8 protein-coding genes are annotated in these 14,830 nt (G+C 62.8%); 6 read left to right on the top strand and 2 right to left on the bottom strand.

The genetic code is table 11. From position 1 onward, the window contains the following. Positions 1–52: 52 nt before the first annotated feature. From AC1Q80_RS28175 to AC1Q80_RS28155, 5 genes are all read left to right on the top strand, one after another. Positions 53–1,204 (top strand): extracellular solute-binding protein, encoded by a 1,152-nt coding sequence (locus tag AC1Q80_RS28175; protein WP_492362589.1) that lies wholly within the window; start codon positions 53–55, stop codon positions 1,202–1,204. A 120-nt stretch (positions 1,205–1,324) separates the two neighbouring features. Then, the gene (locus AC1Q80_RS28170) at positions 1,325–2,404 is read left to right on the top strand and encodes an ABC transporter ATP-binding protein (RefSeq protein WP_173421155.1); all 1,080 of its coding nucleotides are present in this window, start codon (positions 1,325–1,327) and stop codon (positions 2,402–2,404) included. After that, the gene (locus AC1Q80_RS28165; protein WP_492362588.1) at positions 2,397–3,278 is read left to right on the top strand and encodes an ABC transporter permease; all 882 of its coding nucleotides are present in this window, start codon (positions 2,397–2,399) and stop codon (positions 3,276–3,278) included. The genes AC1Q80_RS28170 and AC1Q80_RS28165 overlap by 8 nt, the downstream gene beginning before the upstream one ends. Continuing rightward, the gene (locus tag AC1Q80_RS28160) at positions 3,275–4,156 is read left to right on the top strand and encodes an ABC transporter permease (RefSeq protein WP_492362587.1); all 882 of its coding nucleotides are present in this window, start codon (positions 3,275–3,277) and stop codon (positions 4,154–4,156) included. Before AC1Q80_RS28165 ends, AC1Q80_RS28160 begins: the two co-directional genes overlap by 4 nt. Positions 4,157–4,257: 101 nt before the next feature. Further along, positions 4,258–5,190: a sugar phosphate isomerase/epimerase family protein gene (locus AC1Q80_RS28155; protein WP_492362586.1), complete on the top strand. Its 933-nt coding sequence runs from the start codon at positions 4,258–4,260 to the stop codon at positions 5,188–5,190. A gap of 147 nt (positions 5,191–5,337) precedes the next feature. On the opposite strand, the gene AC1Q80_RS28150 is transcribed toward AC1Q80_RS28155, so the two are convergent. Together AC1Q80_RS28150 and AC1Q80_RS28145 are read right to left on the bottom strand one after the other, a co-directional pair. Beyond that, on the bottom strand, positions 5,338–5,997 hold the full coding sequence (locus tag AC1Q80_RS28150; protein WP_492362585.1) for a response regulator: 660 nt from the start codon (positions 5,995–5,997) through the stop codon (positions 5,338–5,340). Beyond that, positions 5,990–7,462: a sensor histidine kinase gene (locus AC1Q80_RS28145; protein WP_492362584.1), complete on the bottom strand. Its 1,473-nt coding sequence runs from the start codon at positions 7,460–7,462 to the stop codon at positions 5,990–5,992. Before AC1Q80_RS28145 ends, AC1Q80_RS28150 begins: the two co-directional genes overlap by 8 nt. A gap of 429 nt (positions 7,463–7,891) precedes the next feature. Between AC1Q80_RS28145 and AC1Q80_RS28140 the strand changes: the two genes are divergently transcribed. Further along, a partial coding sequence (locus tag AC1Q80_RS28140; protein ID WP_492362583.1) for a peroxidase family protein occupies positions 7,892–14,830 on the top strand: 6,939 nt, incomplete at its 3' end.

Raw genomic sequence — 14,830 nt, 5'->3', positions numbered from 1 at the left:
GCAAACTCATCCGCGGTTTTCGGATGAGGCCCAAATTCAGGAGCGTGCCACCATGGTGCAAGACAAGCCGGCGACAACGAGACATTCCTTCAACCTCAAACGGCGCACAGTCCTGAGCGGCGCATTGGCCTCGCTCGTCTGCGCGCCGTTCGTCGCGCGCAGCGCGGCTGCCCAATCGAGCTCGGGTGAACTTCGCATCAGCGCATGGGCCGGTTACATTTCTCCGGAAATGCTCGCAGCCTTCGAAAAGGCGACTGGCATCAAGGCGAGCTACACGCCCTACGGCACCAACGATGAAATCCTCAGCCTGATGAAGGTCAATCAGGGCGAGGGTTTCGATGTCATCTGGCCGGCGCTCGACCGTGTTCCGAACTATGTCGAAGCCTCGCTCGTTCAGCCGATCGACGAGAAGCGCGTCGAATGGGACCGTTGCATCGAAAGTGCTGTGAAGAGCTCCGAGACGCTCGGCGCCGTGGTCGGGGGAAAACGCTATCAGGTGCCGACCGACTGGGGCACGGAAGCCATCGCCTTCGATACGCAAAAGGCACCGCTGACATACGGCACCGCCTCCTACAGCGATCTGTGGAAGCCGGAAATGGCTGGCAAGGTCACCGTCCGCGGCCATTCCGCTCTCGTCGGCCTGGCGCTGTGGCTGGAGCAGCAAGGCAAGTTGCCGAAGCCATTCCTAGAAAGCTTCAAGGATCCGGAGGCCATGCGCGCCAACTACGATGTCGTCCTTGAGGAGGCTCTCGCCCGCAAGGCCAACGTCGCGCAGTTCTGGTCGAGCCAGAACGACGCGCAAGGCGCGTTCCGCACCAATGGCTGTATCCTCGGCCAGACGTGGGATTCGACAGCTGCCGGCCTGAAGCAGGAAGGCATGCCGATCGGCTATATCGCGCCGAAGGAAGGCGCGCTCGCCTGGATGGAAGGCATTTCCCTTCCGATCGGCGCCAAGAATATCGACCAGGCTTATGCGTTCATCAACTGGATGCTGACGCCCGAGGCGGGCGCCATGTACGCCAGCCATGCCAAGGTCAACACCACTGCCAAGGGCGCAGAAGCGCTGCTTCCGGCCGATGCCAAGGCTTTCTTCGAAACAGCCTACCCGGCCGACGCACTCGACAAGTTGTGGTGGTGGCCGGTGCAGGAGAGCTGGTTCGTCGAACTGCGCACCGAGTACCAGGATCGCTTCCTCAGCGCCTGACGGTTTTCCGCCGAACAACACGTAAACCGAAGCGCGCGAGCGCGACACGCATGCGGTTGGCGGCGCTGGCCTTGAAGGCAAGCGCCGCCCGTCTCCTCATTCCCGGGAATATCTGCTGCCATGACCAATACCGTCAGCCTGCTTGACGTCGAAATGCGCTTTGCCGCCAGCCTGGCGATCCGGCGCATGTCCCTCGAAGTCCGGTCGGGGGAGTTCTTTTCGATCCTCGGCCCGTCGGGCTGCGGCAAGACCACGCTGTTGCGCATGATTGCAGGCTTCCTGCAGCCAACCGCGGGCAGGATCTTCATCGACGGTCAGGACATGCGCGACATCCCGGCCAACCGCCGCTCGACGGCGATGATCTTCCAATCTCTCGCGCTCTTTCCACTCATGCCGGTCTGGGAGAATATCGCCTTCGGTCTTGAAGTGCGCGGCATGAGCAAGGCCCGCCGACGGCAGGAAGCCGAACGCTTGCTGGAACTCATCGCGCTGCCCGGCTACGGCGAGCGCATGCCGCACGAACTGTCGGGCGGGCAAAGACAGCGCGTCGCGATCGCCCGCGCGCTGGCGATCGAGCCCAAGGTGCTGCTTCTCGATGAGCCGCTATCGGCGCTCGACCTCAAACTCAGGCAGCGGATGCGCGCCGAGCTTCGCGATCTCCAGAAACGCACTGGCGTCACCTTCATCTACATCACCCACGATCAATCGGAAGCACTGGCGATGTCCGACCGCGTCGCGGTGATGAGCGCCGGCGAGTTGCAGCAAGTGGGCGAGCCGCTTGAACTCTATACCAACCCGGCCACCGCCTTCGTCGCCGAATTCGTCGGCGAGAACAACATCATGTCCGGCACCGTCGTCGACACCTTCGGCGATTACGCGGTTCTTGAAGGTGCGCACGGTCGCTTTGTCGGACGCCGCAGTGCGAACCTTCAACCCCAGATGAAAGCGCGCCTCTATGTTCGGCCGGAATCGCTTTCTCTCAACCGCCAGGAACCCGAGAACCGTCTGACGGCGGTATCCAAGCGTTTCGATTTCGAAGGTGCTTTTGCCACCGCGCACGCGGTCGTTCCGCATGACAGCGACCCGCTCAGCGTCCAGCTGGCAATTCCCCATCAGCATCTCGGCGAGGCGCCCGACATCGGCAAGCCGTTCGTCGCCGGCTTCTCCCGGCAAGACGCGGTCGTTCTCGCCCATGAATGAGATTACCCAACGTTTCGGCAAGCATCTCGGTGGCTGCTTCATTTTGCTGGTGCTTTTCTGGCTGGCCGGTCTCGTGCTCGTTCCCAACCTGACGATGCTCGACTTCGCCCTTCGACCAAACCTGCCTGCCGCCCAGCTCGGCGGCCCGAAGGACGGCTATTCGCTCGACAATTTCCTCTACCTCTGGAACCATCCATCGCATGGCTGGATCTTCCTGAAGACCGTCTGGTCGAGCGCGCTCGTGACAGTGCTGACATTCGTCATCTGCTATCCCATCGCCTATTGGCTGGGGCAGGTTTCGACACCAAGGCAGACATCGGCCCTGCTCGTGCTTTTGACCGTGCCCTATCTGATGAACGAGGTCCTGCGCGGGCTCTCGTGGTACATCATCCTGGCCTTCGACGGTCCGCTGAATGCCGCGCTTGTCCACCTCGGACTGCTTAGCGAACCCGTCCGGTGGTATGGCGACGGCGGCGTATTGGCGGGCATGGCCTATGCCTATCTGCTGTTCATGCTCCTGCCGATCTACAACGCCGTCAGCACGCTTGATCACGCACAGATCGATGCGGCCCGCGACCTTGGCGCCGGAACGGTGCGCATCCATCGCCGGGTCGTCCTTCCCCATGCCAAGGTAGGCATCGCGACCGGCTGCGTCTTCACCTTCATGCTGGCGGCCGGAAGCTACATGGCGCCGGCGCTGCTCGGTGCACCGGGCAGCCGCTGGTTCACGCAGCTGATCTACGACTGGTTCTTCGAAAGCGGCAACTGGAACCGCGGCGCGGCCTATGGCGTCACGTTGCTGGTGCTATGCCTCATCGCCGTCCTTGGGATGCTGCGCCTTTTCCATGTCAACCTGACGAGTGCCGTCAAATGACAAATGTGAGCACACCAGCTTCAAACCCTGGCCGGCCGGTCTCTGCAGGTCGCCTGAAAACCCGGGCAACGCGCGTTCTCGACGGACTGCCGCGCCTCGCCTTTCACCTCTATTTTGCGTTCTTTCTTACCTATCTGCTGCTGCCGCTGCTGATCCTGGCGGCAGCGACGTTCAACAGGAGCAGCTTTCCAACCATCGTTCCCTGGCTTGGCACGACAGACATGTGGATCGCGGCCCTGTTTCGCGATGCAGAAATGCTGAAGGCGCTCGGCAGTTCCGCCGTGATCGCGGCCGGCGTCATCGCCATCTCGCTGCCTGTCGGAACCGCCGCCGCCCTTGTGCTGACCAGCCTGCATGGCCGGGCCCGCAACATCCTCTACGCGCTGATGGTGTCCCCGTTGCTCACACCTGGCGTCGTCATCGGCATCGCCACGCTCTTGTTCTGGCGCAAGGTCGGCATCGGCGGCGGCGTTGCGCTCAGCATTCTTGCCCAATCGAGCTTCATCATCTCGTTCGTCATGTTGATGGTCGCAGCGCGGCTGCAGCGCTTCGACAGAACGATGGAAGACGCGGCCCTCGGCTTGGGCGCCTCCCGCATCTACGTGTTTCGCCGGATCCTGCTGCCGTTCCTGCGTCCGGCGCTGGTAGGCGCGTGCTTCATCGCCTTCCTTCAGTCCTTCGAGAATTACAACACCACGCTCTTTGTTCGCGGCACCGAAACGCCGCTGACGATCTTCATCGCGTCGAAAGTGAGAGCGGGCCTGACGCCGGTCGTGAATGCACTCGGCCTCGTGATGATGATCGCCACGCTTGCTGGCGCGATTGCATGGGAGGTCATTCGGCGTCGCAAGCGCATTGCGGCAGGACCGGCAACGTAAACGCATCGCCTCCCTTCCCGGGCGGCGGCGCGGCGCGCCGTGACAGCTCGAAGGCGGAAGGGCGGCCAAGACACTCAATCAGACACAATGGAGAATAGCCCTTGAAACACGGTGCTTTCGGTGTTGGCATCTCGGCGAAAAACCGGGCCGGCGACCTCACGACCCTCGGTGAAGAGTTGGATATGATCGAGGCGCTGGGCGTCGATCTCATCGAACTGGCGACCTTCGACTACGACCTCGTAATCGGTGGGAGGGTCAGGGCGCCCCAGCTTTCCGCCTTGAAGACGGCCTGCGCGGGCCGCGCCGTTGCCTATTCGGTACACGGTCCGTTGGCGATCAACCTCATGGACGGACCGACAAATACGCCGCGCCATATCGAGGTGCTGGAAGCGTCGCTCGATGTCGCCGCCGCCGTCGGCGCTGTTCACTATGTCCTGCATTCCGGCCTGACCCATGAGACCCAGGCGGCGAAAATCGAAGATGCCTATGCCCGCCAGCGCGAACTGCTCGCCGAGGCAGGCGAGCTTGCCCGGGCGCGCAACCTGATCATCTGCGTCGAGACCCTGTTCGAGTATGACGGCTGGAAGCATGCCTCGAGCCCCAAGCGGCTGGCGCAGGAGATCGCGATCGTCGACCATCCTCACATCATGGCGACAATCGATTTCAGCCACAGCTACATCAAACTGGATGCCGACGGGCGCAGGGAAGGCTTCGTGGAGGAGATCGCAGCTCTGGCGCCTGTCGCACGCCATCTGCACGTTCATGACAGTTTCGGCCGCCAGGACGATCTCTGGGCCTATACCCAAAGCGAACGCCTGGCGTACGGAAACGGTGACCTGCATCTGCCGGTCGGATGGGGTGACATTCCCTGGACGCAGCTCCTTGAGGCGTGCGAGTTCCCTGAAGGCGTTGTCTTCAACATCGAACTCGACCCCCGTTACTGGTATGCCGCCCGGGAATGCGTCGACATCACACGAGGATTTGCCGAAAAAGCCCGGATCGCAGGGCAACAGGACCGAAGCAAGGTCGCGTAGCCAGGGGCAAACGTGGAGGAGGTGCAGCACAACGCATAGCTGATACGTTGCGTTGCACCGAACCGGTACGCTGCCGCCGCTTGGCCGCGGCATGTGCCACAGTTCGAACGTGGCAAAAGACTGAGTGGACAACCCGCTCGAAGGCCGTCACGGCTTGCCCGGATTGCTCAAATGCCGCTGCGCCATCAGCGCCGCTTCAACGCGGTTCTTCGTTCCGAGCTTCACCAGCAGCCGGCTGACATGGAACTTGACGGTCTTGATCTGGACACCCATTTCCTCGGCAATCGCGCGATTGGTGTAGCCGCGACCGAGCAGGCGGAAGACGATCTCTTCCTTGGGCGAAAGCGCATCGATCAGCTTGCCGGCCTTGTGCTCCTCCGTCCTGTTGCGGATAACGCCGAAAAGCCGCATGCCGAGATTGGGCGACATATAGGACCGCCCCTCGGCAACCGCGACGATGGCCGCAACCAGCTCCGGTGCGGGCGTGCCCTTCAAGACGTAGCCGGCGGCTCCGGCGTCAAGCGCCTCGAGCACATCGTCGTCTTCCTCCGAGACGGTCAGCATCACGACCTTGGTTTCGGGCCACCGGCTGGTGATATCGCGCGCGGCCTCGATGCCGTTGCCCGGCATGGAGATGTCGAGCAAGGCGACATTGGGCGACAAGCGCTCGACAAGACCGAGCGCTTCCGCCTTCGTGCCGCCCTCGCCGATCACCGAGAGACCTTCCTCCAACCGGAGCGCCTGCAGCACACCCATACGAAACAGGGAATGGTCGTCGACGACGATGACCGAGGTCGTTTCACTCATCAAGCATTCCCCCTCCAAGATCGAGCGTCATGGTCAACACCGCGCCTGCCGGCCCCGGTTCGAACTCCAGCGTGCCGCCGAGGCTTTCGACCCGTTGGCGCAGGCCATGAATGCCAAGCCCGCCGTCGCCAGTCCCTTGTGGAGCAGGTTCGCCCGGGCGTCTTCCGCCGTCTCGCACGCTCAGCCTCAAGATCGCACCATCGATGTGGCAGGTCACCCGTTGATCGTTGCCGGAGGCATGGCGGTGGGCGTTGTTGAGCCCCTCCTGGACGAAGCGATAGGCGCAGGTCTTGATGACGGTCGGAAGGGCGATGCGGGCGCCAGACGTCTCGACGAGAACGGTGGTAGCCGTGCGCGCTTCGTGCAGCTTGACGGCGCGCGCGACGACCTGCTCCAGATTGAGCCTGTCGATGTCGGGCAAAAGCAGCGAGCGGGCGATCATGCGGATTTCGTGCAGTGCCTCTTCCAGGGTCCGGCCGATCGCTTCCAGAGAATGCTCCCGCTCTCCCTTGGTCTTGGCGCGGCGCGCCGGTTCGATCTGCAGGACGGCAAAGCCGATGAGCTGTGCCGGCCCGTCGTGAAGATCGGCGCCGATGCCGCGGGTCAGCTTCTCGTTGAAATCCGTCAATCGCAAGGAGGCCAGGCGGGCGCGGTCGCGCAGCATACGGATTTCTTCCGACACCCGCTCGGCCTCGTCGGCGCGCTGTTGAAGTTTCCGGCGTTGTCGCTCGATCGTTGCACTGCCGCGATGCACGATGCCGAACAGGCCAAGCATGATCAGGGCGGAGGCACCTGCGACGATGATCCAGCTGCTGAGCCGCACCTCGAAGATTTCCCGGTGCAGAAGCTCGGTGTCCTCGTGCACCTCGGCAACCGCGACGATCGCCGCGCTGTCGGCACGACGCACCGGGCTGTAGATTTCCAAATAGCGCATGCTGAAATTGCGAAGCGTGTGCTCGTCGGCGCCCAGGTCGGCATACTCGGAGGCAACCTCGCCGCCTAAGGCCCGCACGAGCCCCGCCGGCGGATTGAAGCGGCGACCGATCAGCTGCCGGGTTGTGGAATAGGCCACCGTCCCGTCCGGGCGCCAGAGCTCGAAATAGGGAAAGCTGCTGCGGAATTGCTCGTCGGCGAAGAGGTGGTCGAGTTTCACGATCGTCGCCGGTGACAGTTCCTTTGCCTGGTCCAACTCCTGGGCCATCGGCTCCAGGATGCTCTGCATGAAAAGTGCTGTCGATGCCGCCCGATCGTGGGCGGCGTTCTTGGAAACCTCTTCGGAAATCAGATAGCCGGCGACCGCGGCGGCAACAAGGATCAGCACGCTGCTCGCCAGCAGAAACTGGACAGACAAGGTCTGTCGGCGGAACCAGGCGCCTGGCAACGACCACCGCCCGCCCGGTACCGGATCAAGGTGCCGCTGCTGTGCCGCAGTATTGCCCGCCATGCCACCCAGAAGATCAGTCAAACTGCGCCGCTCCCTCCTTCGGGTCGTGCGCGAAGTCGAAATTGTCCGCGCACGAAAATCAAGACGCTGCCTTGCTGGATGATGATCGCAGTATTTTCATAAATTGAAAGAGCGTCAGCGAACAACATCTTAGGGTTGGACTATATCTAGACCTAAGTCCAGTATCTCTAGCGGTCCTATTCTACCTGCCGCGCCGACAGTGGTCGGACTGCCGGTGCGACATTCGTCGGCAATTTCGCCCGACTTTGCGACGTTTCTTTCTTCGCCGTTTCCGCCGACCATCGGAGCATCAACACGAAGGTCCTGATCAAGAGATCGGACGAGAAGACGATTTGCAGCCGACGGGCGCAGGCGACGCCTGCCCGCCGGGCGGTGAAACTTTGGCAAAAACCGGCGGGCGCGGCTGCGTTACGGCCGACGGAGGGGAAAATGGTACAGCTTAACCGAAACGACCTCGACTTCATCCTGAAGCAGATCAAGATCGCTGAGGCGCACACGGCCGCCATCGAAGGCGGCGCCGACCCCCGGACAGCGCTCGAGCAGCTGGTATCAAGCCCGCTGCTTCCCTACGGCCTGCGCACCGTTGACGGCTCGTATAACAACTTCCAGCCGAACATGACGCATTTTGGTTCTTCGGACCAGGTGATGGCCCGGCTGCTGACACCAAATTATGCGGCCGCAGAAACCAACATCCGTAACGGCCTGCCAACCAGCTACGCAGATCTCAGCGGTTCGGTCTACGACAGCCAGCCGCGCATGATATCCAACATCGTGGCCGATCAGTCCCTGAACAATCCGGCCGCCATTTCCGGCGCACTTGCCTCCGTCGGCATCACCGGCTCGCAGGCACTGCAGATCATTGGCGAGGTGATGCAGTTGCAGGCGGTGGCCCGGGCCGCGCATGCAGCCGTCGCCGACGCTGCGGCAGACGCTGACGCCGCCGTGGCTGCTGCCAACGTTATCGTCGCGAATGCGCAAACCGCGCAGGCCATAGCACAGTCCGCCTTCGATACGGCAGCGGCCGGGCAGGCAGTCGCCGCACAGGGCCTCGGCGCCGCCAACGCGACGCTGGCGTCAGCCGTCGCAGCACGCGATGGACATGCCTCCGTCGTCACCGCGGCCCAATCCGCCGTCGCCGCCGCGCTCGTCGCCAGCCAGTCCGCTGCAGCTGCGGCCGCCGCCGCGGAAGCGTCCAAGAACATTGCGTTTGCCAATCTGGGCCTCGCCCAGCAGGCCGAAGCCAATGCGCTCGCCGCCTTCCAGAATGACCCGAGTCCTGCCAATGCCGCAGCCTATGCGGCGGCTGTCGATGCCCGTGAAGAAGCACAGATCATTCATGCCCAGGCCGTCGAGGATCATGAGGATGCGGTTGCTGTCCTTGGCTCGGCCCAGTCGGCACATGCCGCGACGATCTCCGTCCTCCAGGACGCCATCGCCGAGCAGCAAGTGCTGTCCAACGCAGTCAACGTGGCCCAGGCGGAGGCTGCAGATGCGGCAACCGCTCTTGCCAATGCCGATGCGGCCTTGAGCGATGCGAACAACGACCTCGCCCAGGCAAACGACGCCCTTGCCGACGCGATCGAGGCGCGCGATGCCATTCCGACTGACGGCGCCGCAACGGCAGCTGCCGTCGCTGCCGCAGCGGCCGCCGATGCTGCCGTCATTGCCGAAGTCACGTCACACGGCGTGACGATGGACGGCGACAACGTCTTCATCAAGAACATTGCCGCCGACCTTGGCGACACCGCCTCCTTCAACGGGTTCATGACGATTTTCGGCCAGTTCTTCGACCACGGCCTCGACCTCACCGCCAAGGGTGGCAGCGGCAACGTCATCATTCCGCTGCAGCCCGATGACCCGCTCTACGTGCCGGGCAGCCAGACCAACTTCATGGTTCTCACCCGCGCGACCAACGACGCCGTACATGCCGGGCCTGACGGCCAGGTCGGGACGTCCGACGACATCCGTGATCATCGCAACGAAACCACGCCCTGGATCGACCTCAACCAGGTCTACACCTCGAACCCCTCGCACCAGGTTTTCCTGCGCGAATATGTAATGATCGGCGGCAAGCCGATGGCAACCGGCCAGATGCTCGAAGGCGCCAACGGCGGACCTCCGACATGGGCCGACATCAAGGCTCAGGCAAGAGAGCTGCTCGGCATCGAGCTCAGCGACCTCAACGTCCACAGCGTGCCGCTTCTCGTCACCGACCTTTATGGCGAGTTCGTACGCGGGGCGAACGGCCTGCCGCTGATGGTAACGACGGCAGGGCCGGTCGAAGGCAATCTCGCCGATCCGCTCGATGCCCTGACCAGCCTGAGTGCCGGCCGTGCCTTCCTCAACGACATTGCCCACAATGCCGTGCCGAGCGCCCCGATCGACCACGACCGCAACCCGACGACCGCGCCGGTGGCCGTGCTGCCGGATGCCGACAATGTCACCGGCAACCCGATCATCCCGAACCAGTTCGGCTTCAACCTCACCTACGATGACGAGCTGCTGAACGCGCATTTCATCGTCGGCGACGGCCGCGGCAACGAGAACATCGCGCTGACGGCGACGCACTCCATCTTCCACAGCGAGCACAACCGCCAGGTCGACGCCATCAAGGCGACGGTCTTGGCCGAAGGCGATCTGGCGCTGCTCAACGAATGGCTCCTGGTCGATGTTACAAGCCTGCCGACCGACCTTTCTGGCTTGATCTGGGACGGTGAGCGCCTCTTCCAGGCGGCCCGCTTCTCCACCGAAATGGTCTACCAGCACCTGGTCTTCGAAGAGTTCGTCCGCGCCGTTGCCCCGCAGATCGATCCGTTCGTGTTCTCGCATTCGGTCGAGATCGACGCGGTGATCTATGAGGAATTTGCCCAGGTCGTCTATCGCTTCGGTCACTCGATGCTCGCCGAGAACGTCGAAATGCTGAAGCTCAGCAACAACGCGGCAACCCCTGAAGAAGTCGGCCTGATCGATGCGTTCCTGAACCCGGTGATCTTCAACAGCGCGGGTGTGGATGCTCATGCGGCGTCCGGCGCCATCCTGCGCGGCATGACCCGCCAGGTCGGCAACGAAATCGACGAATTCATGACCAGCGCGCTGCGCAACAACCTCGTGGGCCTACCCCTGGATTTGGCGGCACTCAACATGGCCCGCGCCCGAGAAACCGGCGTGCCCTCACTCAACGAGGCCCGGCGGCAGATCTACGAGCAGACGAACGACACCTACCTCAAGCCCTATACGAGCTGGGCCGACTTCGCCCAGCATATCAAGAACCCGCTCTCGGTCGTCAACTTCATTGCCGCCTATGGCACGCATGATGCGATCATCGGCGCTACGACCGCGGAAGCCAAGCGCGACGCCGCCTGGGATCTGGTGTTCGGCGTTGCCGGGGAGACAGCCGCCGAGCGTCAGGCGCGCCTTGATTATCTCAATTCGACTGGCAGCTGGGCGAACACGGAGACAGGCCTCAACAAGGTCGATTTCTGGATCGGGGGTCTTGCCGAAGCGCTTATGCCGTTCGGCGGCATGCTCGGCTCCACCTTCACCTATGTCTTCGAGCTGCAAATCCAGAACCTGCAGAACGGCGACCGTTTCTACTACCTGAGCCGCACACAGGGTCAGAACCTGCTGAACGAACTGGAAAGCGACAGCTTCGCCGACCTGATCCGCCGCAACACCGACACCGAAGAAACCGGCCTGCATATCAACGGGGCCGCGTTCCAGACAGCCGACTACATCATCGCGATGGACCAGTCCAAGCAGTACAACCAGGGGATCGGCAGTGCCGACCCGACCGGTGAAGCCGACGTCATCTCTGCTATCACGGGCACAACCTCGCTCGTCGTGCGTGCGGCCAACTATCTCCGGTTTACCGGTGACCAGCACGTGGTCCTCGGCGGGACCAATGCCGGCGAAACACTGATCGGCGGCTCCGGCGACGACACCATCTGGGGCGAAGGCGGCGACGACCGTATCGAGGGCGGCTTCGGCGTCGATCACCTGCATGGCGGCGATGGCGATGACATCATCACCGACAGCGGGACCGATATCGGCGCGGCCGATGTGATCAAGGGCGAGGGCGGCGACGACATCATCAATGGCGGCATGGGCCTAGACCTCGTCTTCGGCGGCGACGGCAACGACGTTCTGGCCGGTGGCGAAGACCAGAAGACGCTGTCGGGCGGTGAAGGCAACGATTTCATCCGGGCACCCACCGGCGGTGGGGTCATCCTCGGCAACGAGGGCGACGACTGGATGGAAGCCCAGGGCAATATGACGACGCTGACCGGCGACAACTCCGAACTGTTCTTCAATTCGCGCATCATCGGCCACGACGTGATGATCGCCGGCGAAAACGACACCGACTTCGACGGTGAATCCGGCGACGACATCATGGTGCAGGGCATCGGCATCAACCGCTCGAACGGCATGGCCGGCTTCGACTGGACGTCGTTCCAGAACAACGACTATGGCGCCGATGCCAACATGAACATCAGCATCTTCGTCAATCAGCAAAACAACATAGTCCGAGACCGCTATGACCTGGTCGAAGGCCTGTCGGGCTGGGATCACAACGACCGGCTCACCGGCCGCGACGTGGTGATCGGTGGTTATGATCCGAACGGCAATGCGGCACAGGTCGAGCCCGATGCGCCGATCGAAAGCTTCTCCAACGCGCTTCTCGAGAAGAACGTCGACCGGATTGCCGGCCTGCGCGACCTCGTCGCTCACCTGCAACGCTTCGAGATCTACAATCCGCACAACCTCGATGCCAACGGCAACCCGATCAATCCGGCGGGCGAGATGCTGCTTGGCGTCATGGATACATCCGACGGCTCTGATATCATCCTGGGTGGCGGCGGTTCCGACATCATCCGCGGCATGGGCGGCAACGACATCATCGACGGCGACAAGTGGTTGAACGTGCGCATCCTGGTATCGCCGGATCTGTCCCGCGGCCAGATCTGGACGCCGTTTAGCATCGACTCGATCGCCGACATCCAGGCGCGGCTGTTCTCCGGCGAGATCAAGCCGAAGCAGTTGCAGGTGGTCCGGGAAATTCTCGACGGCGGCAATGAAGGCGATGTCGACACCGCCGTCTACTACGACGATTTCGCGAATTACGAGATCACGTACAACGACGACGGCAGCGTCACCGTCTCGCATATCAACCCAACGGTCGGCATCGTCGATCCGGAAACCGGCAGGAACCTCGAAGCCGAGGGCACGGACCGGCTCTTCAACATCGAACGCATCCAGTTTGCCGACCGGATCCTCGACCTTCGTTTGCCGACCGTGGACCTGCATGCCTTCGAAAGCCAGAGCTACCGGGATGCATTCACAACGGTCGGCTATGCCAATTCCAACGGATCCATTCCCTGGGCCACGAGCTGGACCGAAGCGAACGACCGGCTGGGAAATGAGGCAACGACCGGCGAGATCCGCATCAACGCTGGGCAACTCGAATTCCGACAGGATACGGCTCAGGGTGCCACCCCCGCCGGCGCATCGATCACTCGCAGCGTCGACCTGTCGACCGTTGGCAACGGCACGGCGACGCTGAGCTTCAGCTACCAGGAGGCCAACCTCGACAACGGCGAAACGCTGCAGGTGCAGTATTCGACCGACGGCCAGAACTTCACCACGCTGCAGACGCTCAACAACACCTCCAACAACGGCACGGCGAGCCTGACACTGACGGGGCCGTTTACCGCCACCGCCGCAATCCGTTTCCTCTTCAGCGGCGTCGACGCCGGCAACGAAACCGTGCGCATCGACAACGTCAACGTCCAGTTCACCCGCCCGATCGACGATGGATCGACGGGCTGGACCAGCACCTTCGTCGAGGATCAGGCCGCAGTCGGCATCTCGAGCCTCGCCGGAATTGCGAGCAACGAGCAGATCGTCTCCGCAAGGGTCGTCCTGACCAACGCTGCCGCCGGAGACGTCCTGACGGCCACGACCGGCAATGGCCGCCCGGCCGGCATCTCGGTCCAGCAGACAGCCGCCAATGGCCAGATCGTCCTGCAGTTTTCGGGTACGGGAACGGCTGCGGATTACCAGAGAGCGCTTGATGCCGTCCGCTTCGAAAACACCTCTGATAACCCCAACACGACGCCCCGTTCCATCGCGGTGACGGTCAATGACGGTATTCGCAACAGCGCGGTCGCAACCGCCACTGTCAATATCACCGCGGTTCAGGATCCGACGGTCGCCAACGATGACAGCATCGTCACGAACGTGGCGCGTGGCACGGCGATCTTCATTCCGGAATGGGCATTCCTCTATAACGACACCGATCCGGACAGCACGCTGGACGTGACGGCCGTATCCACTGCCAACGGGCTGACGGGTGTCAGCCTCACCACCAATCCCGGCTCGGTAACGCTCACCGATCCGACCAACGGCACGGCCGGCGGACAGTTCACCTACACGGCGACAGGGAGCAACGCGGACAACGCCAATGTCGCGCTCACCTACGACACGGCGGGACCGATCACCGGCGGCAACGGCAGTCAGATCCTGGTGGGCAACGATGGCGCCAACACCTTTAACGCCGGTGCCGGCAACGACGTCATCCTCGCCGGCGGCGGCGACGACATCATCGACCAGACCAGCAACGAGGGCCGCGACATCGTCGATGGCGGAACCGGGAGCGACACTTACCGCCTGTCGGGCGCGCAGGGCGCAGAACAGTTCCGCATCTATGCGGTCACCAACGGCCAGAATGGTGGGCTTGCGGCAAGTCTCAACACCGCATTCCTCGCCTCGACGGAAATCGTCATCACCCGCACAGTGGCGGGCGTCGAGACCGTTGTGGCCGAACTCGACAACATCGAGGAAATCGTCGTCGGTAATCTGAACGTGACCGCCAACAACGGCAACGGCGCCCCTGACGGCGGCGCCAACGGCACGGACACGATCCAGGTCATCGGCAATTTCGACAGCACCAGCCTCAACTACTCGACCATCACCATTGAAGGCTCGAGCGGCGACGACATCGTCGACATTTCCAGCCTCACCTCGGCACATCGCATCGTCTTCCGCTCGAACGGCGGGCGGGACACCATCGTCGGCACGCTTCGTCCGCAGGACGTGGTCGAGATCCCGGCGGGCGCCGATCCGGGAAGCTATGTGGCGACCGACAACGGCAACGGCACCACGACGCTGGCGAGCGGCCAGCACACCATCACCTTCCACGGTGCTGCGCCGACCCTGGTTCCTGTCAACGACGATGACGATGACGCCGGCTCCGACCCGGACGACAATGATGATGATGGAGACGACGACACCTGCGGCTCTGGCTCCGGTGACGGTGACGGTTCTGGCGATGGGGACGGTGGCGAAACACCGTTGCCGGTTGCGGCGCGC

The sequence above is a fragment of the Ensifer sp. GW823-FHT05D09 genome (assembly GCF_058795755.1).
Note: the sequence above shows the minus strand (reverse complement) of the source record. Positions and strands in the feature narration are given on the sequence as shown.